Annotated in this window: 17 protein-coding genes and 3 tRNA genes; 10 read left to right on the top strand and 10 right to left on the bottom strand. The window is 69.5% G+C overall.

The window, feature by feature from the left end:
• Positions 1–29 precede the first annotated feature (29 nt).
• Complete coding sequence (locus J7D54_RS01300) at positions 30–4766, bottom strand: class I SAM-dependent DNA methyltransferase (protein ID WP_182762829.1); 4737 nt, start codon at positions 4764–4766, stop codon at positions 30–32.
• Positions 4759–7593 (bottom strand): helicase-related protein, encoded by a 2835-nt coding sequence (locus tag J7D54_RS14400; RefSeq protein WP_182762830.1) that lies wholly within the window; start codon positions 7591–7593, stop codon positions 4759–4761. The genes J7D54_RS01300 and J7D54_RS14400 overlap by 8 nt, the downstream gene beginning before the upstream one ends.
• A 221-nt stretch (positions 7594–7814) precedes the next feature.
• Here J7D54_RS14400 and J7D54_RS01290 point away from each other — a divergent pair, with 221 nt between their 5' ends.
• Positions 7815–8717 (top strand): dienelactone hydrolase family protein, encoded by a 903-nt coding sequence (locus J7D54_RS01290; protein WP_182762832.1) that lies wholly within the window; start codon positions 7815–7817, stop codon positions 8715–8717.
• Positions 8718–8752: 35 nt separating this feature from the next.
• Here J7D54_RS01290 and J7D54_RS01285 read toward each other — a convergent pair whose 3' ends face one another.
• Positions 8753–9715, bottom strand: a complete 963-nt coding sequence (locus tag J7D54_RS01285) for a DUF4349 domain-containing protein (protein WP_182762834.1) — start codon at positions 9713–9715, stop codon at positions 8753–8755.
• A gap of 182 nt (positions 9716–9897) precedes the next feature.
• Between J7D54_RS01285 and J7D54_RS01280 the strand changes: the two genes are divergently transcribed.
• Complete coding sequence (locus J7D54_RS01280) at positions 9898–10314, top strand: DUF302 domain-containing protein (RefSeq protein ID WP_182762836.1); 417 nt, start codon at positions 9898–9900, stop codon at positions 10312–10314.
• A 6-nt stretch (positions 10315–10320) separates the two neighbouring features.
• Here the strand turns inward: J7D54_RS01280 and J7D54_RS01275 are convergent, their stop codons facing one another.
• Entirely contained in the window at positions 10321–10590 is a 270-nt protein-coding gene (locus J7D54_RS01275; protein ID WP_182762838.1) for a hypothetical protein, read from the bottom strand.
• Positions 10591–10752: 162 nt separating this feature from the next.
• Here J7D54_RS01275 and J7D54_RS01270 point away from each other — a divergent pair, with 162 nt between their 5' ends.
• Positions 10753–12216 carry an HNH endonuclease signature motif containing protein gene (locus J7D54_RS01270; protein ID WP_182762840.1) on the top strand — a complete coding sequence of 488 codons (1464 nt, stop codon included), beginning with the start codon at positions 10753–10755 and terminating at the stop codon, positions 12214–12216.
• A 40-nt stretch (positions 12217–12256) separates the two neighbouring features.
• Here the strand turns inward: J7D54_RS01270 and J7D54_RS01265 are convergent, their stop codons facing one another.
• From J7D54_RS01265 to J7D54_RS01255, 3 genes are all read right to left on the bottom strand, one after another.
• Positions 12257–13450 (bottom strand): cytochrome P450, encoded by a 1194-nt coding sequence (locus tag J7D54_RS01265; protein ID WP_182762841.1) that lies wholly within the window; start codon positions 13448–13450, stop codon positions 12257–12259.
• A 32-nt stretch (positions 13451–13482) separates the two neighbouring features.
• Positions 13483–15744 (bottom strand): catalase, encoded by a 2262-nt coding sequence (locus J7D54_RS01260; protein WP_182762843.1) that lies wholly within the window; start codon positions 15742–15744, stop codon positions 13483–13485.
• Positions 15745–15924: 180 nt separating this feature from the next.
• A tRNA-Arg gene (locus J7D54_RS01255) sits at positions 15925–16000 on the bottom strand.
• A 130-nt stretch (positions 16001–16130) separates the two neighbouring features.
• Here J7D54_RS01255 and J7D54_RS01250 point away from each other — a divergent pair.
• Both J7D54_RS01250 and J7D54_RS01245 read left to right on the top strand, forming a co-directional pair.
• Positions 16131–17618, top strand: coding sequence for an AlkA N-terminal domain-containing protein (locus J7D54_RS01250; protein ID WP_182762845.1), 1488 nt, complete (start codon positions 16131–16133; stop codon positions 17616–17618).
• The gene (locus tag J7D54_RS01245; protein WP_182762847.1) at positions 17615–18094 is read left to right on the top strand and encodes a methylated-DNA--[protein]-cysteine S-methyltransferase; all 480 of its coding nucleotides are present in this window, start codon (positions 17615–17617) and stop codon (positions 18092–18094) included. Before J7D54_RS01250 ends, J7D54_RS01245 begins: the two co-directional genes overlap by 4 nt.
• A gap of 61 nt (positions 18095–18155) precedes the next feature.
• Here the strand turns inward: J7D54_RS01245 and J7D54_RS01240 are convergent, their stop codons facing one another.
• Together J7D54_RS01240 and J7D54_RS01235 are read right to left on the bottom strand one after the other, a co-directional pair.
• Positions 18156–18572 carry an ACT domain-containing protein gene (locus tag J7D54_RS01240; RefSeq protein ID WP_209455179.1) on the bottom strand — a complete coding sequence of 139 codons (417 nt, stop codon included), beginning with the start codon at positions 18570–18572 and terminating at the stop codon, positions 18156–18158.
• A gap of 110 nt (positions 18573–18682) precedes the next feature.
• A tRNA-Ser gene (locus J7D54_RS01235) sits at positions 18683–18776 on the bottom strand.
• An 87-nt stretch (positions 18777–18863) separates the two neighbouring features.
• On the opposite strand from J7D54_RS01235, the gene J7D54_RS01230 reads away from it, so the two are divergent.
• Positions 18864–20723: an LCP family protein gene (locus J7D54_RS01230; protein ID WP_182762849.1), complete on the top strand. Its 1860-nt coding sequence runs from the start codon at positions 18864–18866 to the stop codon at positions 20721–20723.
• Positions 20724–20730: 7 nt separating this feature from the next.
• Here J7D54_RS01230 and J7D54_RS01225 read toward each other — a convergent pair whose 3' ends face one another.
• Positions 20731–21171, bottom strand: coding sequence for a hypothetical protein (locus J7D54_RS01225; RefSeq protein WP_076064170.1), 441 nt, complete (start codon positions 21169–21171; stop codon positions 20731–20733).
• Between the two features lie 45 nt (positions 21172–21216).
• Between J7D54_RS01225 and J7D54_RS01220 the strand changes: the two genes are divergently transcribed.
• From J7D54_RS01220 to J7D54_RS01205, 4 genes are all read left to right on the top strand, one after another.
• A tRNA-Ser gene (locus tag J7D54_RS01220) sits at positions 21217–21304 on the top strand.
• A 113-nt stretch (positions 21305–21417) separates the two neighbouring features.
• The gene (locus J7D54_RS01215; RefSeq protein ID WP_209455241.1) at positions 21418–22233 is read left to right on the top strand and encodes a pseudouridine synthase; all 816 of its coding nucleotides are present in this window, start codon (positions 21418–21420) and stop codon (positions 22231–22233) included.
• 75 nt (positions 22234–22308) lie between these two features.
• Positions 22309–24153, top strand: coding sequence for a M15 family metallopeptidase (locus tag J7D54_RS01210; RefSeq protein ID WP_182762851.1), 1845 nt, complete (start codon positions 22309–22311; stop codon positions 24151–24153).
• Positions 24150–24926 carry a hypothetical protein gene (locus tag J7D54_RS01205; protein WP_182762853.1) on the top strand — a complete coding sequence of 259 codons (777 nt, stop codon included), beginning with the start codon at positions 24150–24152 and terminating at the stop codon, positions 24924–24926. Before J7D54_RS01210 ends, J7D54_RS01205 begins: the two co-directional genes overlap by 4 nt.
• The last annotated feature ends 31 nt before the right edge of the window (positions 24927–24957 follow it).

Here is a 24957-nt window from a genome sequence, read left to right as displayed (position 1 = left end):
TCCTCGGACATGGCGCACCTCGCGGCTTGTCACGGGCATCGAAGCGCACCTACGGCTGAACGGAAGTCGGCCTCGCGGTCACGGGGGGCGAAGGGGAGCTCGTAGGTGTAGACCGTTCCCGCGGGATGGGTAGCGGTGCGCTCATCGTCGGTGAGCTTGTCGCCCTTCTTGCGCCACAGCTGGCGGACCTGCGTCGGAACAAGACGGCCGTTGGCGTCGTAGATGTAGTCGTTCTGGTCGTAGCCGTGCAGGACCGCGAACTGGGTGCGGTAAATCGTGGCGAGCTCGTCAGCGGTGACGCCGAGCATCGTGGCCATCAGCGCGTCGATCTCCACCAGAGCGTTGCGGCGATCGATATCGCGGCGCAGCGGGATGTCGGGTGTCCACTCATACCCGACGTCTCCCAGATCAGGCGCGTCTGCGTGCGCCTTACCGAGGAGCCATTCATCGTCCGCGAACTTAGGATCCCACACCTCGCGCCACAGGTCAGCATAGGCCTCTGTGAGGCAGTTGAGCCGCAGGGTCCGCAGCAAGAGTCTTGGAACCAACGGATGACCAGCGGGGGGAAGCGACCACTGTTCGGCAGCGCTTTGGATGATGTTGCTTCGCGGCGCGGAACGCGTGCGCAGATCATTGAGCAGCGATGATGCTGCTCCCGCGACAAGTGCCACGTCTCTGGGATCGCCGGCGAAGCCGTAGACGACCAGCAGGTGCGCAGCGCCGGGAGGGAGGATCGTCGGAATGAGCGTCCGCTCGCCGGAGTTGGCCGCCATTGCTCGCCACACGACGCGGTAGTGGTCGCGGACGGGGACTCCGTCCCAGGTGCCGTAGGCAGAGTCATAGATGGCTCGGCTGCCGGACGGCTTGTAGGCCGTCACAGGCTGGGCGTCGGGCGCAAGCGTCTCCAAGTCCAGCGACGACCAGTCGAGGTTGTGGAGCATCGTCGGGTTGGGCGACTTGTAGAAGGGGTTCGCGACGTGAAGGTTCGGGCCTTGAAGGATCGCATCTTCCCAGGACGCCGGCCCCCACTCCTGGACGAAGCGGCCTTTCTGTCGATCGATAGACTCATCCCAGCCTCGTGAGAAACTCAAGCCGAGCTCCCCGACTCTCCTGGCCTTCGCCAGACGAGCGAGAACCGTAGCCGAGGAGCTATTCACCGTGTAGAGCATCCGTGAGCGCTCGACCGGCGTGGTCGGAGACTCCAGGACATCGCGCCACACCTGCAGTGTCTCCCGATTGACCCTTTGGATGCGTGATCGGTGAGGGCGACGATCCCAGCCACCCTCGTGCTTGAAGCCCGGTTCGGGACCCGAGCCATCGTGCTGGGCAGAACGCGTGACGGTCTCGGGGTGGTAGAGCCCGGCTGCATGCAGGAAGATTGCCTCTCCTATAGGTCCGTAGACATGGACCCCGTAATTGACGAGATGGTGGACTTCGTCGAAGAGTTGCAGCTCGTTGATGAACTGCCAGTGTCGCCGGAGCCGCGCGTAGGTGGCTTCGCGAAGCACTCCCGCCTTCTCGTCTGTGAAATGAGTCTCCGGGTGGATCAGGCCGGTGGCACCGCGGTCAGACGAGTTCACCCAGGTCCGGGACATGAAGCAGCGGTACAAGTCCGGCTGAAGGCCTGACAGCACCGGATACGTCGTGATGTCTCCGACGAACTCAGCGAGAGCCACGAGTTCCGCGTCGCCATCGATCACGCCTTGCCCGATCCCGGGCTGTTGGAGCGTCTGCTCGCGGCGCGCCTTCTTCTCCGCAACTGACGGTTTCCACGCCAACTGCCACCACGGGTCGCCCTCGGCCAGGAGAGACTCGACGTCACTTCGCGGCCGAACCCACGGCGGGTTTCCGACCTGCAGGTCGAAGCCTCCGCGACCGAACACCGTCGCGAAGTCCAACTGCCAGTGGAAGAAACCCTGCTCCTTCGCCACGTCCTCGCAGACACGCAGCCACGCGTGATCGTCGAGCACGTCCCTGACTCGTCTGGCACCGGCGCCGGCGAGTTCGAAGCTCTCCTGGTCCGCCATCGCCTCCCATTGGTCCCCCGGGGACAGCGTGCCCATCCCCTGCTTCGCGCCGCGGGACGACAGCTTCTGCGTGCCGAGGATGCCCTGGGCGGCGTCGATCCACTGGTCGAGCGTCGGCGGAGCCACCTCGTCGCCGGTCAGCGGCCAGAACCACAGCGCAGTCCAGGCGTCCATCATGCGGCGGAGTCGGCGGTAGGCGCCGTCGTCGTCGGCGAGGGATTCTTCGATCTGTTCGCGGGTGACGTTGGGAGTGCCGGTTCCTGAGGCTTCGAGGCCGCTTCGCGGCACCTCAGCCAGCGGAAGGGGGTCTCCCCACAGCTTGATGTGGCGGGCTGACTGCTCTTCAGCGACCTTCAGGCGTCGGTAGGCCATCGCCCACAGTTCCTCGGCCTGGTGCGAGATCGCCACCAGTTGGTCGAGCTGCTTCTTTGTCGGCTTTCCCTTGATGGCCTTGCGCCACGCCTTGACCTTGACCACTCGGTCGGGGACGAGCTCCTTGGCCTCCTTGGACTCCGACGTCGCACCCCAGCCGGCAGCGGGCAGAAGCCAGTGGTGGACGCGGCCGCCGGTCCCGCTGAGCTCGGGCCGGTCCTGCTCGATGCGAGCGGCGATGTCGGTGAGCGGCTCGGCCGTGGGCGGCGCGGTGAGCCAGCGCTTGTCGTTGACCTGATCGCGCGTGTAGAAGGAGCGCGACGCGCCGACCAGCGAGTTGCCGCGGCGCAGCCGGAGCCCGAACCACGGGGCCTGGAGCCCCTCGGCCATGGTGTCCAGCCACAGCGTGATCTCGGCGAACTCCACGGCGGTGGCGTTGAGATCCACGCCGTAGACGTTGTGCAGGGCCAGGTACGCCTTCACCTTCTGCAGCTCGGCCGGGTAGACGTCGGGGTCGATCCGCTCCGCCAGCTCCTCCTGCCGGCGCTTGAGGTACTGCTCGGCCAGCTGCCGGACGGCCTCGATGGCGAACGCGCCGGAGCCGAGGGCGGGCTCGCAGACGCTGAGGCCCAGGATCTCCTCGGCGGTGGTGGTGTGACCGTCCTGGTCCAGCAGCTCGGCGAGCGCCTCGGAGACGGTGAACTTCGTCAGCACCTCGGGGGTGTAATAGGAGGCGGAGCGCTGGCGCTGGCGGCCGGAGAGCCGGAAGACGAACTGCCCGCGGGTGTAGCGGCGGCGGCTCTTCTGGCCGGTGACGGGGTCGGTGTCTTTGACGAAGTCCTTCTCTTCAAGGTGGTCGGCGCGGTCCACGGGCACCACCCAGGAGCCCTTCTCCGGGTTGCCGTCGCGGGCCACCTCGTAGAGGTCGACGTCGGCGAAGGAGCCGGTGTAGCTCATCAGGCCCTCGTAGACGGCGCCCAACTGGTTGATGCCCAGTTCGACGTAGCTGATGAAGCCGCGCTCCTTGCCGGAGCGCTCCTTGCTCAACAGGAGCCGGCGGAGGACCTCCTGGAGGGCGTGGTTGCCGAGGCCGACCTCGTCGATGAGGGCCGTGGCCTGGGGTGAGAAGAGGTCTGCGCGGAGAGGTTGGAACTCGAGGCCTCGTTCGACTAGGCGGTCATTGGTCGTTTCATAGGTTTCGAGACGCTCAGTCGCTTCGCTCCCTCGCTCCTCAACCAGCGGGGATGGACGCTCAGTCGCTTCGCTCCCTCGCTCCTCAACCAGCGAGTGGCCGCGGTCGACGAGGCGGAAGAGCAACGCCAGGGACTCGTACAGGTGGGTGCCGGAGCGGGCGCGCGGGGAGGCGAGCTCCACCTGCACGAGCTCCCGCAGCCGGTCCAGCGAGTAGCCGCGGGCGTAGTCAGGGTCCCCGACCGGGAGGATCTTCAGCTCCGGCGACGCCTCCGCGTAGAGGAGGAACAGGATCCGGTAGAGGAACCGCAGCGACTGCAGCGCCAGCGGCTGCGCCTGGCTCTGCGGCAGCGGGTCCAGGCCTTGGGCGCGCCGTCGGTCCACCACCTCGTTGGCGATGAGCTCGATGGATTCCCGCACGCCCTCACGCAGGTCCGCGGACACGCCGACGGTGTGGGCGACGGACGCCTCCAGCGTGGCGTCCCACCAGATGTTGCCGTCGGCATCGGGGGCCAGCGACTCGGCGTCGACGGCCACCAGCGCCCTGTCGATCTCGCCGCCCTGCTTGGTGTCGCCGCGCTCGGCGACGGTGTGGAGGTCGACGGCCAGGTAGCGGCCCTCGGGCCAGCGGGAGGCCTCTGCCACCACCAGCCAGCGGCCGGTCATGATGAGCGCGAACTTCGTCTCCTCGTGGTCGAGGAACAGGGTGGAGACGAGCTTCGTGGCAGAGGTGATCGGGTCCTCATCGTCGACGACGTACGGCTCGGCGAGCGTGTCGGCGTGGCGGGCGAACAGCTCGTCCAGCGTGGCGGCGGGCTTGGCCTCGATCAGGGCGAGTGTCGGCTCCAGTCCGGGCGAGCGAAGCAGCCGGACCGGGCCGTTGACGGTGGTCTCGTAGGGGCCGGGCTCGTAGCCGAGGATGCGGCGGAGGTCGGCGTGGAGTGCCGCGGCGGCGTCAGGGTCCGGGTCGTCGTCGGCGTAGAGGGCGGCCATGGCGGTGGCCAGCTTGGAGCGCTCGGCGGTGAACCTGGATTTGGTGGTGGGGTGCTCGGCGTCGCGCCACTGCTTGACCCGGTCCAGGACGCGGGCCACGTAGGACTCCTTGCGGGCGTCGGTGGTGAAGAAGTGCTCGCTGATCCAGTCCTCGACGACGAGGAGGGCGTCGCTGTCAGCCATGGGTGGCCTCCGGGGTGTCGGCGGGGAGGACTACCAGCAGGGGGCGCACCAGCTGACGGTCTGGGGTCATGTCGCGGCTCAGCCGCTCCTGCGCGTCGACGAGCGCGCGGCGGCGGCGCACCTGGTCGCGCTGGATGAGCGCCTCGGCCTCGGACTGCCACTCCTCCGCGCGGGCCACCCACTCGTCGACCCGCGCCTTCGCGGCGTCCGCCGCGGCCTGGAACTGGAACCGCAGGGTGTCCTCGGCGCGGTCGACTGCGGGACGGACGAGGTCCATGTCCGGGAGCTGGACCGGGCCGGGGTTGCTGCGCTCGCCGATGACTCCGGCGTCGGCGAGCATCTCCCCCGCCGTCGCGTGGACCTCGACGAAGGGCGTGGCGCCGTGGAACTGGGCGGACAGCCACGATGAGGCCACCACCTGGCCGCGGCGGTTGATGAGGGTGCCGTTGAGCAGCACGGTGGGCACGTCGACGTCGCCGCGGACGGCGAAGATCTCGCCGCGGGCGAGCCGGGCCAGGGCGCGGTCGGCGGCCCAGTCGAGCACGGGGTGGAGGGGGCCGAGGTAGTGGGCTTCCGGCCAGGAAGAGGCGCTGGTGTCGGTGAGGGCGGCGTCGAGGATGGTGCCAGCGGCGTTGGGCTCGGTCACGAGCTGGAGACGCTCGAGGACGTTGCGGTCGGCGAGGTAGCTCTGCGGGAGCACCTCGAAGCGCTGCCGCAGGTCGGCGGGCGGGACGAACTCGACGATGTGCTCGGCCTGGTGTTCGCGCCAGCCGACGCCGCCGAGGTCCCGAGGCAGCGGCTTGTCCTCGGGTGAGGGGTAGTACTCGTGGAGGGCGTCGCGGAGGAAGTCGACCGGCTTGGCGTAGAGGAGGTGGTCGCCGACGACGGCTGGCTCGGGCTGATCGTCGGCGTCGTCGTCGAGGTACTGGGCCAGCCAGTCGTCGACGCTGGTGGCGATGTCCTCGGGGCTGGCCACCACGTCGTCGAAGCTCTTGGAGCCGGCCAGCACTTGGCGGATGGCCTCCTCCTCGGCGGTGACGCTGTAGCGGCCCATGAGGCTGGCGGCGTCGCCGAGGGCGCGGTGGGCCTCGTGCTCGCGGGCGACGAGGGCGGTGAGGACCCGGATGTCGCCGGAGAAGCGCTCGTTGGCGGCGCTCAACAGCAGGGTGGTGATCTGCGGGGGCTGCTTCTGGCCGTAGCGGTCGATGCGGCCGTTGCGCTGCTCGATGCGGATGAGGCTCCACGGGATGTCGTAGTGGATGAGGTGGTGGCACTGCTTGTGGAGGTTGACGCCCTCGGAGGCGACGTCGCCGGTGACGAGCACGCGGATGGGTGAGCTGGTCTGCTTGAAGCTCTCGACGATGGCCTGCTGTTGGTCGTCGGCCAGGCCGCCGTGGAGGACGTCCACCTGGCCGGGCTTGAGGCCGAGATCCTTCTCAAGCTTGGCCTGGAGCCAGTGGAGGGTGGCGACGCGCTCGGAGAAGACGACGGCGCGCATGGGCGAGGACTTGCCGACTCCGACCTCGTCGCGGAGGTAGCTGACCAGGGCCTGGTACTTCGACGAGGTGGCCATGGTGGCGTCGTTGAGGACGGCCAGGCGGCGCAGGGCCTCGGCCTCGCGGTGGGCGGCGGGCGTGTGGTCGAGGCGCTCGATGCGGTTGCGCAGGGTGTCGCGGAGGGCGGCGGGCGAGGACAGGAAGGCTTTCGCCAGCGTCCACGGGAAGAGCGAGCCGTTGGCGCCGGAGTAGGGCGAGGTGGTCGTCGGGCGGAGCCAGGTGTCCACCAGCTCGTCGACGACGGCGTCCTCCTGCGGGGAGGCGTCGATGAGACGGTTGTCGGGTTCGAGGCGCTCGGCCCAGTCGGCGCCCACCTCCTCGGCCACCTCGGCGCTGTGGCGGTGTCGCCGGATGGTGAGCTGGTCGACGCGCTTGGCGTCGAGGTCGCCGTCGGCCTTGACGGCGGTGGGGTCGAGGAGTCGGACCAGCTCGGCGAATGACTCGCGTGATCCGTTGTGCGGGGTGGCGGAGGCGAGGATGAGGGCGTCGGCCTGCGGCGCGAGGATGCTGGCCAGGCGGTTGTTGAGGGTGGCGGTGTTGGTGACGTTGTGCGACTCGTCGATGACGACGGCGTCCCAGTGGTGGCGGCGCAGGTCGTGGACGAAGCGCTCCTGCTTCAGCGTGTCGATGGAGATGATCACGCGGCGGAAGTAGGAGAACGGGTTGCGGTTGGCGGGCAGCTTCTGCTTGACGCGGGCCACGCCCTGGGAGTCGAGGCGCACGAACGGGATGGCGAAGCGGCTCCACATCTCGTGCTGCATCTGCTCCAGCACGTGTCGCGGGGTGACGACGAGGATCCGCTCGCCGCGGCCGCGCCGGATGAGCTCCGAGAGGATCATGCCGATCTCGAGCGTCTTGCCGAGGCCGACGGCGTCCGCGAGCAGGATGCGGGGGCGCAGTGTCGCGGGGTCGAGGGCCTTGGCGACCGCCTTGTGCTGGTAGCCCAGCTGCCGGGCGAGCATGCGTGGCGAGACGGTGAGCGAGTCGTCACTGAGGGGGACGGCGGTCTTGCGGAGGGTGGACTCCACCCAGAGGCGGGAGCGCCGGTACTTCGGGGAATCGTCCGGGCGGACGGTGGTGTCGCGGGGGTCGTTGAGCTTGATCCGGTCCAGCGAGGGGTAGAAGACGGCGTCCTGGCCGCGGACCAGGTCGGAGAGGCCCTGGGCGTTGAGGACGGGTCCGTCGGACGACTCGTCGACTGACGTCACCAGCCAGTCCTCGTCGCGCACCACCACGACGTTGCCGGGTGCGAAGGTGTCAGTCCTACTCATGGTGAGGTGCAGCCTATCGAGGATGCCTCAGGTACGGGCGGTGGCCCAGCATCTTCTGCCTCGGTGTGGAGCTGCGATTCGGGTCGCCGTGGGATTCTGGGATGAGGAGATCGGGCGATGGGCTCGGGGCGGCCACGGGCCGGATGCCCCCACTACGTTCGTCAACCTGTTCCGTGAGGAGCAGAAGACACGCGCCCTGCTGGCCTGAGGAGGAGTGGGTCATGGATCGTTCAGGCGTGAGACGCCTGCTGGGTGTCGGCCCCGCCCCGACTCGCATCGTCGACGCCGAAGTCTCGCGACCCCAAACGTGGGAGGGAATCTCGCGCTCACGGGTGTCGCTGCGCGCCCCCGACGGGCACACGATCCCGTGCCTCCTCCTGGAACCGGAGCATCTCTCGACACCCCTGCCCGTCGTGGCCGTTCACCAGCACAACGGCGAGTTCCACCTCGGCAAGAGCGAACCGGCCGGGATCGCGGGCAACCCGGACATGGCCTATGGCCTCGCCCTCGCGACGGCCGGGGTCACCACGCTGATCCCTGACCTCCACGGGTTCGAGGAGCGACGCGACCACTCTGGCGACGGCGCCCGTGACGAACAGTTCCACGCATGGAACCTCATCGCCCACGGCAGCACCCTGCAAGGCGCACATGTCACCGACGTCAGCGTGGCCATCGACTGGATCCTCCACCACACCGGCGCCGGTTCATGCGGCGTGATCGGGCACTCGCTGGGTGCCCAGGTCAGCTTCTTCTCGATGGCCTGCGATGAGCGCATCGTCGCCGGCGTGCTCAACTGCGGCGTCGGGACGGTGGCATCCTTCGAAGCCGCCGGCATTCTCCACAACCCGGCCTGGTATCCGTCCGGCATCACGACACTCGGCGACTCCCCCGCCGTCGCACGTGCCTTCCATCAGCAACGAGTCCTCCTCGTCGCCGGGCGCCACGACCCCTTGTTCCCCGTCTCGGGCGTCGACCAGGTCGTCGCCGCCTTCGCACCAGGAGTGGCCGACCACGAGATCTTCGACGGCGGACATGAGCTACCGTCCACGCTGCTGACCCGCGAAGTCGACTGGCTCCTGCGCGAACTCACCTCGCCGAGCAGGCCCGATGGTCGCACTCCCTGAGGATCGGACGGTTCGCCCGGCGGCACTGCGCGTGGTCACGGGGCCGACTGCTCAGCCTCCGGTTGTGTCGCGAGCACGGGGGCGGAGGGCGCGTGGCGGCGCGCGGCCCGCCGTCGGAGGTAGGCGCGCAGGGGGAAGAACAGCACCAAGGCCACCAGCCACACGGGGGCGGTGGCGATCAGCAGCGTCAGCAGCCCGGTCAACAGGCCTGCGGCGCCGCGGATGCCGTCGGTGATGGCCTCGCCGAAGCCCCACGACTCGCCGCCGGGACTCACCACGGCGCGGGGTTCGACCAGTTCGATCGTCACCGTCGCCATCGCGGCCTGCCGCTCCAGGTAGGTCACCTGCGCGTCGAGCGATTCGATCTCGCCCCGCACCCGGGACAGCTCGGTCTCGATGGCCAGCATGTCCTTGACGTCCTTGGCCGCGTCGAAGAACTCACGCAGGCGCACTTCCTGGGCTCGCAGGTTGTCCAGCCGGGCGGAGAGATCGACGTGCTCCTGGGTGACGTCGCTGGTGGCCTCGGACTGGAACTTCACGACGCCGAGCGCAGCCACCTCGGCGAGGAAATCCTCGTAGGTCTCGGCGGGCACGCGCGTGGTCACCCAGCCGCGCAACGCCGACCCGTCTCCCGCGGGTGCGCCGTCCTCGCCGTAGCGGTAGAGCCATTCGTCGGTGTCGGTGGCCACCTGCATGTCGGTGACGGTGCCCTCGTGGCTGCGGGCCAGGTCGCGGATCTTCGTCACCGCGTCCGGCGTGCTCTCCACCTCCAGGCGGAGCACCTTCGACCGGATGATCAGGCGGTCCCCGCCGCCGGAATCCTCATCACCGTCCTTCTGGGGCATGCCCACGGAGCCACCGCCCGCGTCCGGAGCGGGGCCACCCGCAGGTGAATCCACAGTGGCGCCGTCTCCCCCGGCACAGGCCGCCAGCAGCAACGTCATCAGCAGCGCGACGACAGCTCCCACGACGCTCCGCAGCCCAGCTTTCCCCCACATGGCGCCTCCTCGATCGGTTCAGTGGGGCCGACGCTACCCCCGCGCCGCGCCGCCGGGTACAGGCCGGGCACAGCCGAGTCCAGATCGTTACTCGGGAAGGGCTGTCCACGTCGTTGCCGATTCGTTCCATGTCCCTACGCTCGGGCACCGAAAGGGGCACGATGAGGGGTAAGGAGGTTGAGATGAGTTACGGACTTCGCATCGACCTGGAGCGGCCCTTCGACGACGTGGTGGCCCTCACCAAGGAATCCCTCGCACAGAGCGGCTTCGGCATCCTCACGGAGATCGACGTGAAGCAGACGCTGAAGAACAAGCAGGACGTCGACGTCGACGACCAGGTCATCCTCGGCGCCTGCAACCCGGGGTTCGCCTACAAGGGGCTCCAGATCGAGCCGTCGCTCGGCGTGCTGTTGCCGTGCAACGTGGTGGTGCGGCACACGGCAGGCGTCACCGTCGTGGAGGCGATCGACCCGGAGACGATGGTCGCCATCACCGACAACTCGGAGATGAAACCGCTGGCCGACGAGGTACGCGAGGCTCTGCGGGCAGCGTTGGACCGCGTGTACGTCAGCGCGACGGGGAACCCCGAGGGCGTCTGAGGGGGCTCAGAAGGGCTGCTGTTCCTCGGCAGCCTTCAACGCGGCCGCGGCGGCGCTGGCGGCGTCCATTCCCTGGAAGTTGAGGTAGGCGAAGTCGCCGCGCAATGCCTCCAGCACCCGCTCGACGTCCCAGGCCCTGTCGAGGTCCTTGATGTGCTGGGTGATGACTTCGGCAGGGGCATCGGCCAGTTCGGTGACCCGCTGCAGCCGCTCCTCGTCGAGGCGCTGCTGCACGCTGTCGGCGGTGGACGAACGGACGCGGTCGGCATTGGACATGTCTTCTTCCTTATTGTGAGCCTCCAGCCAAGCACTTCTGGCAGCGGCAGAATGCACCCCGGAGGGCACCTTGGGCTGCGTCCGCCCACCCTTTGGGGTGGTTTTCGAAGAAGGGCGCCGACTCGAGCAATTTTGTCAGTGCGTTCTTATTTAATGGTACGTATGAACGAGACGCGCGAAGTGTTGCTGCAGGGCATGGCTGCCCTGTGGCAGGACATCGGCTCCCTGGGAATGAACCCGGCAGCCGACGTCCAGCGTCGCGCCCAGCTCGCGGCACTGTTGGACGAGGTCCAGGCGCAGGCAGCCGGCGCCCGGCTGCGGCTCCTGCACGACGCACGCCTCGCAGCCGATGACGCGCTAGTGGAGCGGGTGCGGCAGTCCGTGCGCACCACCACCGCCCAGGCCACCGCGTCACTGAAACTCGCCATGGATCTCGGGGAACGCTTCCCGCTCATCGCCGCCGCCTTGAACGACGGGGAAATCTCCCTGGCGCAGGCCGAAGCGATCATCTCCGGGCTCCGAAAGCTCCCCAACGCTGTGACGCGTGCAGAGGTGGAGCTGTGCCAGCGCTCCGTCCTGGCGGAGGTTCACAACCTCGGCCCAGACGAGTTGCGGGAACTGGCCAGCCACGTGTTCCGGGTGATCGACCCCGACGGCGCCGAAGCCGAAGACAAAAAGAGGCTCGACGCCCAAGACCGGGCCGCCCGCCGCAACCGGTACCTCACCATCACCCCGGACCACCACGGGTCGTCGAGGTTCAGCGGCCTACTGCCCACCGCCCAGGCAGAACTGCTCGCCGCACAACTCGACGCGGTGATGCCGCCAGCCTCGTCGTACCGCGACTCCGACGAACCCTCCGACCCCGCCATGCGCCGCGCCGACGCGTTGATGATCCTGGTCCACACCGCCGCCGCCACCGGGGAACTCCCCGCCCACGGCGGAGACCGCCCCCAGGTCCACATCACCGTCAACTACAACACCCTCCTCACCGGCCTGGGACGAGTCGACGTCCTCGGCGGCCACAGCCTAGGCGGACTATCCGCCGCCGACGCCAGACACTTGGCCTGCGACGCAGACCTGATCCCCGTCGTACTCGGCACCAACTCCCAACCCCTGGACGTGGGCCGCAAACACCGCCTCTTCCCCACCGGGATCCGCACCGCCCTCACCCTCCGCGACGGAGGCTGCGCATTCCCCGGGTGTGCGGCCAAACCACGCGCCTGCGAAGCCCACCACATCGTTCCCTGGTGGGCAGGCGGAGAATCCTCACTCGCCAACGGCGTTCTCCTCTGCCCGCACCACCACCGGCTGGTCGAACCAGACCCACAACAGTCATCCGAATCACAATGGCAGGTCCACCTCGACCCGGACACCGGAAAGCCGTGGTTCACCCCACCCCGACATGTCGATCCGGCGCGAAGGCCGAGGCAACACCGCAGGCACCTGCTGCGCGAACACCTCACCTCGGCCAAGGCACCACCCTGCCCAGATGAGCCCGGCATCGCTGAACCGGTCGCCGTCGACGCCGCTCAGAGCGAACACCGGCCCAAAGACCGACGCACCGACTTCAGCCAACTCGACGAACTCATCGCCCGCACCGCCGCCATCTGGGCCCCGGGCGCTTAGCTCCCTGCCTCACCTCTGCGGCTTCTTCCGGTGACGGGCCTCAGCCGACGGCGATCCTGACGTTGCGTAGCGCGTAGCCGGAGATGACCTCGTCCCAGCCGAGGGCCGGCTCGCCCACCAGCGAGACGGGGTGCGCGAAGAGCCTCGTCAGCAGGATGTCGGACTCCTGGATCGCCAACGCGTTGCCCGGGCATTTGTGGGGCCCATCGCCGAAGCTCATCACTTCGGGGCCGATGCCGCGGGGCAGCTCCCGGCCGGGGCAGAGGTCCAACGGCGAGTCACCGACGGTGGCCGGGTCTGCATTTGCCTGGCGGATGTGCAGGTCGAGGAGCTGCCCCGCCCGCACCGTGTGGGTGGCGCCCGCGTCCGTGAACGTGAACTCCTTCTCCGCCCTCCGGTACAGGTGACCGATGATCGGCTCCAGCCGCAGGATCTCGTGGAGGATCGCGTAGCGCTCGTCGTCGGGGGCCACGACGTAGCGCGAGCGCAGTGCGTCGTCGCGCAACAGGTGAAGGGCCGCCATCGAGATGAACTCGCGGGTGGTGGCCATGCCCGCCGCGCCGTAGGTGACGCACTCGATGAGGATGGCCGGGGCGCCGTACCCCTCGTCGATGAGGTGGCTGATGACGTCTTCCTGCGGCTGTCGCCTGCGGGCCCGAATGGCGGGGCGCACGTCCCAGAAGTAGAACCAGGCCATCGGCGCCGCCCCGCGGAGCGCCCGAAGAGCTGCCCGGACCGGTCCCTCGGCTCGGTCTGAGGCCGGGTCGTAGACCGGCTGGTCCAGCAAGCGCTCCAGACGACGCGCCAGCCCACGTCGACGCGAATCGGTGAGGCCGATCACCTTCGCCGCGACCTCCGTCGAATAGCGCAGCGACACGTCGTCGAGTTGTGCCCGGCCCTTGGCCGCCATCTCGGCCACCAGTGCGTCCGCACGCGCTTCCATCAGCCCGCGATAGCGGGTGGCCACCGTCTTGGGCGCGAAGAAGCGGGCGATCTTGCTGCGCTGCTGCCGGTGCGGCTGCCCGTCCACGAACAGGATGGGCTGATCGGCCATGGTGCCGTCCGGGATGGACTCGGAGTTGAAGCCGGCCTGTGTGGTGGCGTCGCGCTCCCTCAGGATCTGGCGGACGGCCTCCGTGGAGCGGATCCGCCAGACGCCGTCGAAGCACTCCACGCTGGGCGACGTGGACTCCCCCGGCTCGACGGAGATCCGTCTGCAAGCGCCATCGCTCATCTCATCAGCCTACTCCCGCGCCCGGCCCAGACTCAGCTGGCCGGGGCGGGTGCGGGGAACCTCTCCCACACCCGATGGCTGGCCAGGAGCTCGGCCAGACCGGCCACGAGTTCCTCAGTCTCCCCGGTCAGCACGCCGGGGGCGTCCAGTGGCACTCCGGCGGCCGCCAGCACCTCCCTGGACCCCGGCTCGACGCCGATCGCCTTGCAGTGCCGGTACATCTCGGCCACCAGCTTCACCACCCGCGGATCCACGGGCTGGCCGACGGTGTCCTGACCCGCCTTGGCGTCGAACGTCGGAAGGGCATCCGGTGCAGGCTCGGGGGCGTCAACCACGATCACCGCGTCGAACTCGACCGAGGCGGCGGTGAGGAACGTCCGGTCCACCACCACGTCGCCGAGCTTTCCGCCGTGCGGAGCCGTGACGAACGGCACCATCCCAGCGGCCAGCACTGCGTCCTTCGCCGCCGCGATCGTCTTCGGGGCGGTGTCGGCGTCGACCACGAGTGCAACCTTCCGCCCGGTCACAGGCCACTTCTGGCCCACCTGCGACAGAGCCGGGCTGGGCTCGACGTCTGCCGGCGGAACCGCCGGCTTCGGCGCCGGCAGCCCGAGGCCCTGCGCCACCTGGGCGCAGAGTTCGGCGTCGATGTTGGCCAGGCATGCCAGTTGGCGCACCTTGATCGCCTCCTCGTAGCACTTGCCGAGTTCGAAGGTGTAGGCCCGCGCCAGGTGCTGCCGCTCCACTGGGCTCAGGGAGCGGACGAACAGCGTCGCCTGGCTGAAGTGATCCTCGAAGCTCGCCGGGCGCTCCCGCGTCTTGTCCCCCGCCACCGGCGTGGGGATGTCGATGAACGCTGCGTCCTCATCGGTTGCCTCCGCCGGGTTCCCGCCGTCGAGGGAGTTGGGCTTGTAGGGCGCCACCCCGCCGTGCACGGCGTGCTGGTGGAAGCCGTCGCGGAACATGTCGTTGACTGGGCAATGGGCCCGGTTGATGGGTATCTGGCTGAAGTTCGGGCCGCCCAGCCGAGTGATCTGGGTGTCGACGTAGGAGAACAGCCGCGCCTGCAGGAGCGGGTCGTTGGTGAAGTCGATACCGGGCACCAAGTGAGCGGGGTTGAACATCACCTGCTCGGTCTCGGCGAAGAAGTTGATGGGCCGCCGATTGAGCGTCATGGTGCCGATGATCTCCACCGGACACAGCTCCTCGGGCACGAGCTTCGTCGGGTCGAGCAGGTCAATGCCCTCGAACGTCTCTTCCTCGGTGTCCGGCATCACCTGCACGCCGAGGTCCCAGGACGGGTAGGCGCCCGCGTCGATGGCGTCGTAGAGGTCGCGACGGTGGAAGTCGGGGTCGTTGCCGGCGGTGAGCTGGGTCTCTTCCCACACCTGCGAATGCACGCCCTGTCGCGGCTTCCAGTGGAACTTGGCCAGGCTGGTCTCACCGGCGTCGTTCATCAGGCGGAACGTGTGGACCCCGAAACCCTCCATCATCCGATACGACAGCGGGATGCCGCGGTCCGACATGTTCCAGGCCGTGTGGGCCTGCGCCTCGGTGTGCAGGGTCACGAAATCCCAGAAGGTGTCGTGCGCGCTCTGCGCCTGGGGGATCTCCTTGTCGGGTTCGGGCTTGACCGCATGAACGACATCGGGGAACTTGATGCCGTCCTGGATGAAGAAGACCGGCATGTTGTTGCCCACCAGGTCGTAGTTGCCCTCAGAGGTGTAGAACTTCGTGGCGAATCCGCGGGTGTCGCGGACCGTGTCCGACGACCCACGAAACCCGACGACGGTGGAGAACCGCACGAACGTCGGCGTCTCGACGCCCTTCTTCAGGAACGCGGCGCGGCAGATCTTCGTCGCGCGCCCGTTGGCCACGAACACGCCGTGCGCGCCGGTGCCACGGGCGTGGACCACCCGCTCCGGGATGCGCTCGTGGTCGAAATGGGTGATCTTCTCCCTCAGGTGGTGGTCCTGCAGGAGAATCGGCCCACGGGGCCCGGCCTTGAGCGAACGGTCAGTCTCCCGGAGCCGGGCGCCGACCGACGTCGTGAGGAACTCGCCTTGCTGGCCCACCGCCTCCGCAGGCGCCCCGGTGGGCGCTCCCGTCGGGGTGACCGTGTCGGGCCCCTGCTGTGAGGGCTTGGGCGGGGGCGGCGCCGTGGGGGCGGTCGGTTCCTCCACGGCCGGGTTCTCGACACCGGGGCCGGGCGGCGGAACGGAGAGGGCGCCCTCGTCGACGGCGGCCTGCTGGGGCTTGGCGGACTTCTTCGCGGGAGACTTCTTCGTGGCCATGCGCGACTCTCCTTGATCGGGCGCCTGACGGCTGGATCCGACGGCGTTGGGGATCGGTCGAGTTTAATCAGGGGATCGGCTCACCGGCGGGCGTTCATCCCGCCAAGAACGCGTGCAAAAGGGTGGCTGCCATGACATGAAGAAAGGCCTAGCCGGTCATTGACCGGCTAGGCCTTCCGCTGGCGCGCTCGGCAGGATTCGAACCTGCAACCTTCTGATCCGTAGTCAGATGCTCTATCCGTTGAGCCACGAGCGCTTGGGCAAGAAGAGACTATACGCGGTTCTTCGCCGATTCGCCAAAACGGGGCCTCGTCCACGGAAATCCGCGTCACCGTCGTGTCGCATTCCTGCTAGTTCAGGCAGTCGTCGTCAGCCACACTGGAGGCATGCACACCGACGAAGCCGCCTGCCTCAGGGCGATCCGCGCGAAGGACGCGCGCTTCGACGGGGTGTTCTACACCGGCGTCACGTCCACCGGCATCTACTGCCGGCCCTCCTGCCCGGCGCGCACCCCGCAGGCCAGCAACGTGCGGTTCTACCCCACCGCCGCGGCCGCGCAGGCCGCCGGGTTCCGCGCGTGCAAGCGTTGCCTCCCGGGGGCGGCCCCGGGGTCGCCGGAATGGGACGTGCGCGGCGACACCGTCGCCCGGGCCATGCGCCTCATCGACGACGGCGTGGTGGACCGGGAGGGCGTCCCGGGGCTGGCCGCCACGCTGGGCTACTCGCCGCGCCAGTTGCAGCGGCTCCTCGCCGACGGCGTGGGCGCCGGGCCCGTCGCCCTGGCCCGCACGCGGCGGGCGCACACCGCGCGCACCCTGCTGGAGGCGACCGACCTGCGCCTCACGGATGTCGCCTACGCGTCGGGTTTCTCCAGCCTCCGCTCGTTCAACGCCACGATCGCCGAGGTCTACGCCGCCACCCCCACCGAGCTGCGCGCCCGCACCCGACGGCGGCCCACGCCGTCGAGCGGGGGCCTGACCTTCGTCGACCTCACCCTCCCCACCCGCACCCCCTTCTGCCCCTGCAACGTGTTCGGGCACCTCATCGCGACCGCGATCCCCGGCGTCGAGTCCTTCCACGACGGCGCCTACCACCGGACCCTGCGGCTCCCCTCGGGGTACGGGGTGGTGTCGCTCTGGCCGGCCGGCGCCGGTGGCGTCCGCGCCCGCCTCGGGCTCACCGACGTCTCACAACTCCCCACCGCCATCTCACGCGTGCGGCGCCTGCTCGACCTCGACGCCGACCCCGTCGCGGTCGCCGACCACCTCGGCCGCGACCCCCACCTGGGCGCGCTCGTGCGGAAGCATCCCGGTCGCCGGATCCCCCGCAGCGTCGACGGTGACGAGTTGGCCGTGCGGATCATCCTCGGGCAGCAGGTGTCCACCGCTGCGGCCCAGACCCACGGGGCGCGGTTGGTCGCGGCGGTGGGCGCCGCCGTCGACACCCCCGTCCGGGGGCTCACTCACCTGTTCCCCACCGCCGAGGCCGTGGCGGAGGTTCCCGACTCGGCACTGGCCTTCCCGGACTCGCGCCGCCAGACGCTGCGTCGGTTGGCCCGCGCGCTGGCCGGGAGTGAACTCGATTTAGGCGTCGGGGCCGACCGCGCCGAGGTTCGGCGCACCCTGGCCGGCCTGAAGGGGATCGGCCTTTGGAGCATCGAGATGATCGCGATGCGAGGGCTCGGCGACCCCGACGCCCTCCCCGCCACCGACCTCGGCGTCGTCCGCGGCGCCGAGGCACTCGGGATCAGCCTCGCAGGCAACGACTCCTGGCGCCCCTGGCGCAGCTACGCCACCCAGTACCTGTGGGCCCTCACACCCCACGCCGTCAACACCATCCCGGGCCGTCCGGCCTGCCACCCGGAGGATCAATGAGCACCTACAGCATCATGGACAGCCCCATCGGCGCCCTCACGATCGTCGAGCGCGACGGCGGGCTGGCGGCCATCTACATGGTCGAGCACCGGCACGCGCCCGGCCCGGAGACGTACGGCGAACGGGTGGACGACGCCCTCCCCGAGGTCACACAGCAGCTGCGCGAGTACTTCGACGGTGAGCGCACCGTCTTCGACCTCCCGCTGAACCCGGTGGGCACGGAGTTCCAGCGCTCGGTGTGGTCGGAGATGGCCGCCATCCCCTACGGCGAGACGCTCACCTACGGCGACATCGCCGCGGCGCTGGGTCGCCCGTCGGCCTCACGTGCGGTCGGCACGGCCGTGGGCCGCAACCCCATCAGCATCGTGGTGCCCTGCCACCGGGTGGTGGGCAGCTCAGGGAAGCTCGTCGGCTACGCCGGGGGCGTGGACCGCAAGGAGTACCTGCTGGCCCACGAACGCGGGCTGACCCGGTAACTGTCCTTCAGATGGGGTCACCCCCACCGATTCGGGCAGGGTGAGACCATCTGGAGGACGTTCACGGGGCGGAGCTGAGCCGCTCCAGGATCTCGAGCGCGTTGGAGACGCTGTCGATGGGCACCAGGAGGTGGTCGTGGTGCAGCCCGGCCAGCATGTTGCAGCTGATCCCGGCCCCGGCGAGGGCGGTGGACACGGCGGCGGTCAGCCCCACCGCCTGGAGGGAGGAATGCACCTCGAGCGTGATCCAGCCGAAGACGCCGTCGAACTGCTTGTCATAGTCGAGCGCCACCTCCTCCTCGAGGACCAGCGTGCGACCCTCCTCCTCCACGATCACGGCCTGGGCCTCGACCTCGAGCGCCTCCCAGTCGTAGTCGTCGAGGGTGTCGTCGGCCCGGAGCACGTAGACGAAGCGCCCGTCGCGCACGGAGGGGGAGAGTTCGCGCAGCATCGCGCCGAGATCAGTGAGGCCAGCCATGGGCATCAGCCTAGGGCCGCGGGCGGGAAGCACAGTGGCGCGGAGCGTCACGCCGGCGGGGTGAAAGCCCCGGAGACGCAGAAACCCCCGAAACGGGGGTTCTGGTTCACTGGCGGAGGTGGCGGGATTTGAACCCGCGATCGAGTTGAAGCTCGAAACCCGCTTAGCAGGCGGGCGCCATAGACCGGACTAGGCGACACCTCCAGTGCCGAACCAGCCTAGCCGAGCACAATGGTGAGCGCCAAAACAGTGCGGGTTACACTGGCGCGCAGGACCACCCAGGGAGCATGGATGAGCGACGACAAGCCGCGACGGGGCTACAGCCTCGGCGACGAGCCTGATTTCGACCTGCCCGAGGAGGGCTCGGAGGAGACGTCGGCGCTGCACCGCTCCCGCCTGGAGGACCACAGCTGGTTCCGGGCCAGCGCCAAGCCGACGCCCGTCCCGCAACGCGCCCTGCAGGCCCGCGACGAGTGGGCCGACGTGCCGTTCGGTGAGGAACCCAAGCCCCGTCCCACCGCGAAGCCGCGCCCCACTCCCCCGGCCGTGACGCTCGGCGGCACCCCCATCGCAGAGCCTGGCGCGTCGCTGCATCCCGACGAGGTGAAGCGCCGCAAGCTGCGCACCTCCCTGCTGCTCACCGCCGCGTCGACTGTCCTGCCCGGCTCCGGCCTGCTGGGCGCGCCGCAGCGCTGGTTGAAGGTCGTCGGCGCGGCCACCGCGCTCGGCGCCCTGGCTCTGGGCCTCTACTTCCTGAACTGGGCGCTCCGCGACACCGCCAGCTTCGCCAGCATCGCCGTCGACCCCGACTTCCTGAACCGCGCCAGCGTCTCCCTCATCGTGCTGGGCCTGGTGTGGGTGGCGCTCATCGCCACCACGCACATCGCCACCCGCCCCGGCGGCCTCCAGCACGGACGCAGGCTCCTGGGCGCCGCCATCGTGGCCGCCCTGGCGTTCGGTGTCAGCGCACCGTCGGCGTTGGGCGCCCGCTACTCGCACGACCAGATCATGCTGGTGGAGAGGGTCTTCGGCCCCGGCGGCGACACCGGCGACGGCGGCGTGCAGTCCACCTCGCGCCCCACGCTGGCCACCGAACCGCAGGTGGACCCCTGGAAGGACGTCCCCCGGGTCAACGTGCTGCTGCTGGGCGCCGACGGTAACGAGGCCCGCGCGGACGAGGTGGAGAAGTACAGCGTCCGGACCGACACCATCATGGTGGCCTCCATCGACACGGCCACCGGCGACACCCTCCTGGTGCAGATCCCCCGCAACGTGCAGTACACGCCGTTCCCGGAGAATTCCGAGATGGCCGAGGCGTTCCCCCGGGGCTTCCGAGGCGAACCCGAGGCGGAATGGCTGGTCAACAGCATCTGGGCCAAGGTCGAACTCGACTACCCCAACCTGCTGCAGGGCAACACCTACCGCGGCGCCGAGGCCCTGAAGGAAGGCGTCGAGGGCATCACGGGCCTGGAGATCGACTACTTCATGATGCTCGACATCGACGGCCTCCAGCAGCTCATCAACGCCATGGGCGGCGTCGTGGTCAACATCAACGAACCGCTGCCGAAGGGCACCGCCACCAACTGTCGCGATGAGGACCGCTGCCTCCTGCCGGGCCCGAACCAGCGCCTCAACGGTTACGACGCCATGTGGTACGCCCGGAGCCGCAAGACCACGTCGGACTACTCCCGCATGGCTCGCCAGTCGTGCCTGATCGACGCGGTGATCAAGCAGGCGAACCCCGCCACGATGCTGACCAGCTACGAGGGCATCGCGCAGGCCGCGTCCCACATGGTCACCACCGACATCCCCCAGCGCGACCTCAAGGCCTTCGTGCAGCTGGCGTTCCGCGTCAAGGACGCCAAGGTGCAGCGGCTGGTCTACTCGCCGGGCAAGAACGGCTACTCGTACGCGGATCCGGATTTCGAGGCGATGCGCCAGTCCGTCGAGGACGCGCTGAACCCGCCGTCGCCCACGCCCACAGCGGTCGCGCCCACGTCGGTTGCCCCCACCTCGGCAGCCCCCTCGACGCCGGCGCCCGCCGAAGAAGAGACCACGGCGTCACCGTCGCCCTCCGGCACGCCGGAGGAGTTGCAGGAGGGTGCGCAGACCGTCGCCGACGCGTGTGCGTGGAACGGCGAAGCCGAGTAGTCGGGGCCTAAATTCCCTTGACCGTGCGGAGACGCTCGCGCAGATCCGTGACGACATCGTCGACCTGCTTCGGGTCGTTCCCCGGGAACATCAGGTAGGTGGCCCGCTCGTGCCCGTGATGAATGGTCACCCGGGTGCCGCTCTGGGTCTGGGTGACCTTGCTCACGTCGAGCCAGCGGCCCTCGCCCTCGACCTCGCGGCCGCGCACGCGGTAGCCGTCGTCGTCGAACGTGACCTCCACCGCCAGGCGGCTCATCGACGTGAAGGCCAGCACCAGGAGGACCAGCCCGGTCACCATCACGACGCCTCCCAGCACCGCCCAGAGCACATGCCAGCCTGAGCTCAGCGACGCGACCAGGAGCACCGCGCCCAACAGGCTGCTCACGGCGGCGATCGCGAAGGCCCGCACGGGGGGACGCGGCTGGATGAGGTAGACCGTCTCAGGCATGGGGCTGAGCCTACCTGCCGTCACCCGCTACCATGGTGGGGCACTGGCGAGGTCGCATAGTGGACTAGTGCAGCCGCCTTGAAAGCGGCCGAGTGGCAACGCTCCGTGGGTTCGAATCCCACCCTCGCCGCCAATTCGGAGGAGAACATGCCACCCAGGTCGCCGCTGCCGCCCCGTCACGGGCTGCAGGCAGCGTGGGTGCGCACCCCGGACAGGGATCCTGACAACGCCCTCCCCTGGCCCACCATGCGCGAGTGGCTCGTCCATAAACTCGCCACCTCTCCGGAGGACGTCGACGAGATGCTCGCCCGCGGCGCGTTCGTCGACGACCGAGGCCGGCCGTGGACCGGGCGCGAGGTCTACCGCCCGCACACCTTCGTCTGGTTCCACCGCGAACTCCGCGACGAGGCGGAGGTGCCCGGCGAACTGACCGTCCTCCACCGCGACGAGCGCATCGTCGTGCTGGACAAGCCGCACTTCCTCTCCACCATCCCCCGCGGCCGGCACGTGGTGCAGAGCGCCGTGGTCAAGGCCCGCCAGGCGTTGGACCTGCCGGAGCTGTCCGCCGCGCACCGCCTGGACCGCGGCACGGCCGGCGTGCTGCTGATGACCACCGAGAAGCGCTGGCGCGCCGCCTACCACTCCGTGTTCACGGAGCGAACGGCGGTGAAGGTGTACCGGGCCATCGCCCCGTTCGACGAGGGGCTCAGCTTCCCGCGGCGGGTGGAGTCGCACCTCATCAAGCGCGTCGGCACCATGCAGGCCGAGACCCTGGAGCGCGAACCCAACGCCTTCACGGAGATCGACATCGTCGAGGTGCGCGGCAGCCACGCGCTCTACGAGGTGCGTCCGCTCACCGGGAAGACCCACCAGATCCGCGCGCACTTCGACCAGCTGGGCATCCCCCTCCTCGGAGACCCCCTCTACCCGGACGTGCTGCCCACGGAGATCGACGACTTCTCCACCCCGCTGCGCCTGCTGGCCTATTCGTTGGAATTCCCGGATCCGGTCGACGGCGAACCCCGCCGGTTCGTCTCCCGACGCAGCCTCAATTGGTCCTGACAAGCACCTCCACCGGCTCGAGGTCAGTCACCACAAGGGGATGACGTGATCCGGTGCCGCTGTTAGGGTGACGTGATGAGGTGGCCTCTGCGACGACGACGTGCCTTGGGCTCCGGCCTGCTGGGCCTGCTGATGGCGCTCGGGTTCCTGATCGTCCCGGTGAGCGACACCGCTGTCGCGCTGGACGTCTACACCACCCCCGGTACGCACACCCTCAATGGTCGACAGTGGCGCACCACCTGCGAGCCGTACTCCTCCACCGTGGAGCGGTGCCGCACCGAGATCCAGGCAACCACCGTCACCTACAGCGCGGGCCGCTACGTCGAGAAGTACGGCTGGACCTTCAACAACCTCACCTACAAACCCTCCCCCCGGGCGCAGTGGGTGGGCAACGTGCTGGCCACGCCCGGCGAACACACCAGCGGCGGGCGACGCTGGAAGACCGAGTGCGACACGCAGTGGACCGGCCGCGGGGCCTGCCGGTCGTCGATCTGGATGACGACGTACACGCGCGGCTCCTCGGGCGGCTACGTGGCGCGCGATCAGTGGGTGTTCAACAACATCGTGCGCTTCACCGACTCCGGGGTGGTCGCCTCATTCTGTGAGCCGGACTCGGCGGTCGGCGGCCTTCGCTACACCGATCCGGGGGCCGCTTCAGGAAGCCCGGAGCCCTCGGACGCAGTCGCCGTCCCAGGAAGCCCGGAGCCCTCAGAGCCAGGTGCCGCTACGGAGGGCACCGCCCCTGCGACTGCGGCTCAGGACACAGCCGAGCCGCTCGTCGAGGCGACCCAGCAAGCGTTGGCCGCATCCGTGACCATCCGGTCGGTGCAGCACCCGGTGTATCCCACGGGAGTGCTCTACGACCGGCTCGGCGACATCGAGGTCACCGGGACGGTCAGCGGCGGCGACGACGGGGCCGCGGTCGCCGTCGAGCTGCGCGACGCCGCGGGTGTGGTGCGTTCCTCCTCCACCGCGACCCTCAGCGGCGGCGCCTTCACCGCCAGGCTGGCCGGCGGGTTCGTCGGCCAGGCCACCCTCGTCGTCACCTCTGCGGGAGGCGAGGCGACCCGCGCGGTGGAGCTCCGCCGCGCCGACGTCAGCCTGACCTCCGCCACCCGCATCGACCCGCTCGGCACGGCGACCATCACAGGCCGCGTCGCCCCCGGCATCGGCGACCTCCTCGTCCAGGCCTACGCGGCGGTGCCTGGCGGCTGGTTCAAGACCGGCGAGGCGCGGACCACTTCCGACGGCAGCTACCAGCTGACCTACCGGCACGGGCTCGGCACGCTCGGCACCACGCAGGTCAGGATGTGCGCCAATCTCCCCTGGGGGTCCACCATCCCCAGCAGCGCGTCGCTGGGCATCGAGCGGGCCCGCATCGCCAACCCGGTGATCTCGAACACCACGGCCGCCGAGGTGTCGGCCACGTACCGCAGCGGCTGCCCCGTGGGCCCCAGCGGCCTGAGCTCCATCCGGATCAACCAGCAGTCGATGGACGGGCGCGTCTACCGGGGCGAGATCATCGTGCGGCGCTCGCGCGCGGCGGAGGTCGCCGAAGTCTTCCGGCGCACGTTCGAGGCCGGCTTCCCGGTCTACCAGATGACCAATCCAGACGTGTTCGGCGGCGACGACTTGGCGATGATGGCCGCCAACAACACCTCGGGCTTCAACTGCCGCACCGTGGTGGGCAACCCGTACGCCATGTCGCCGCACAGCTACGGCTATGCGGTCGACGTCAACCCGTGGCAGAACCCGTACCGCGACCCCACCGGGAAGTGGCACCCCAGCACCGCGTACGTGCAGCGCACCCCCGTCGTGCCGGGCATGCTCACCACCACCAGCGCCCCGGTGAAGGCGTTCCAGTCGCACGGCTGGAGCTGGTTCTCCGGGTGGGACTGGCACCATTTCGAGAAGCGATGAGCGCCAGGTTCGCGCGGCACTCCGCGCTCGCGGTGGCAGCGCTGCTGTCGGCGTGCGCCCCGTCCCCGGAGACGCCGGAACCGACGGTGGTCCCACCCACGCCCAGCGCCTCGACGGCCGCCGGGCCCACCTCCACGCCCAGCGCTGAGCCCACCGTCGAGCCCTCCCCGTCGACCGCCACGCCGACGGTGGACCCGAGCCCAGCAGGAACCCCGGCCTCGAGCGCCGCTGCGGGAACCGCCGCCCCGCCCTCGGAGCCGCCCCCGGCGCCCACCGCACCGGCGCCCAGCACTGCCGGCGGGCTCGCCCCCGGTGACGTCGCCACGGCCGAGGGATGGCGGCCCACCGCCAGGCCCGGCAGCCCCGACGAGGGGTTCATGGGCAACGACACCTGGGTGCACGCCACCTCGCCGGAGCACTCGGCCTACGCCGCCGTCGCGTTGGGCTGCACGGAGATCCGCCCCTACCCGCAGCCCGTGGCGGCCCTTGAGGGCAACCTCAGCGACGACGCAGGCAACGCCGGCGTGGGCCTGACGCTCGAGTTCGCCACCGCCACCGACGCCTCGGCGTACTTCGCCGAGTGGCTGCGTCAGGCTGAGGCCTGTGTCGGCACCGTCACGGAGAAGGTCAGCGCCACCGACGACACCTGGGTGGGACGCCGGAACCTGGGCACCGTGTGGTCAGAGACCGTCGGAGTCAGGGGCGACCAGGTGCGCCTCCTGATCGTCGACTCCCCCGACGCCGACCTCACCGGCGCACTCGGGACCACCTGAACCTCACCTCGGAACCCACTGCCCTGAGCAC

The sequence above is a fragment of the Tessaracoccus sp. MC1865 genome, from assembly GCF_017815535.1.
GTDB lineage: Bacteria > Actinomycetota > Actinomycetes > Propionibacteriales > Propionibacteriaceae > Arachnia.
The sequence above is the reverse complement of the archived record's forward strand: the minus strand, read 5'-3'. Positions and strand labels throughout refer to the sequence as shown.

Excerpts from the sequence above, each read along its gene's own strand:
- J7D54_RS01300 (WP_182762829.1), bottom strand. The coding sequence starts at position 4,766 with ATGGCTGACAGCGACGCCCTCCTCGTCGTCGAGGACTGGATCAGCGAG.
- J7D54_RS14400 (WP_182762830.1), bottom strand. The coding sequence starts at position 7,593 with ATGAGTAGGACTGACACCTTCGCACCCGGCAACGTCGTGGTGGTGCGC.
- J7D54_RS01290 (WP_182762832.1), top strand. The coding sequence starts at position 7,815 with ATGGATCGTTCAGGCGTGAGACGCCTGCTGGGTGTCGGCCCCGCCCCG.
- J7D54_RS01285 (WP_182762834.1), bottom strand. The coding sequence starts at position 9,715 with ATGTGGGGGAAAGCTGGGCTGCGGAGCGTCGTGGGAGCTGTCGTCGCG.
- J7D54_RS01280 (WP_182762836.1), top strand. The coding sequence starts at position 9,898 with ATGAGTTACGGACTTCGCATCGACCTGGAGCGGCCCTTCGACGACGTG.
- J7D54_RS01275 (WP_182762838.1), bottom strand. The coding sequence starts at position 10,590 with ATGTCCAATGCCGACCGCGTCCGTTCGTCCACCGCCGACAGCGTGCAG.
- J7D54_RS01270 (WP_182762840.1), top strand. The coding sequence starts at position 10,753 with ATGAACGAGACGCGCGAAGTGTTGCTGCAGGGCATGGCTGCCCTGTGG.
- J7D54_RS01265 (WP_182762841.1), bottom strand. The coding sequence starts at position 13,450 with ATGAGCGATGGCGCTTGCAGACGGATCTCCGTCGAGCCGGGGGAGTCC.
- J7D54_RS01260 (WP_182762843.1), bottom strand. The coding sequence starts at position 15,744 with ATGGCCACGAAGAAGTCTCCCGCGAAGAAGTCCGCCAAGCCCCAGCAG.
- J7D54_RS01250 (WP_182762845.1), top strand. The coding sequence starts at position 16,131 with ATGCACACCGACGAAGCCGCCTGCCTCAGGGCGATCCGCGCGAAGGAC.
- J7D54_RS01245 (WP_182762847.1), top strand. The coding sequence starts at position 17,615 with ATGAGCACCTACAGCATCATGGACAGCCCCATCGGCGCCCTCACGATC.
- J7D54_RS01240 (WP_209455179.1), bottom strand. The coding sequence starts at position 18,572 with ATGGCTGGCCTCACTGATCTCGGCGCGATGCTGCGCGAACTCTCCCCC.
- J7D54_RS01230 (WP_182762849.1), top strand. The coding sequence starts at position 18,864 with ATGAGCGACGACAAGCCGCGACGGGGCTACAGCCTCGGCGACGAGCCT.
- J7D54_RS01225 (WP_076064170.1), bottom strand. The coding sequence starts at position 21,171 with ATGCCTGAGACGGTCTACCTCATCCAGCCGCGTCCCCCCGTGCGGGCC.
- J7D54_RS01215 (WP_209455241.1), top strand. The coding sequence starts at position 21,418 with ATGCGCGAGTGGCTCGTCCATAAACTCGCCACCTCTCCGGAGGACGTC.
- J7D54_RS01210 (WP_182762851.1), top strand. The coding sequence starts at position 22,309 with ATGAGGTGGCCTCTGCGACGACGACGTGCCTTGGGCTCCGGCCTGCTG.
- J7D54_RS01205 (WP_182762853.1), top strand. The coding sequence starts at position 24,150 with ATGAGCGCCAGGTTCGCGCGGCACTCCGCGCTCGCGGTGGCAGCGCTG.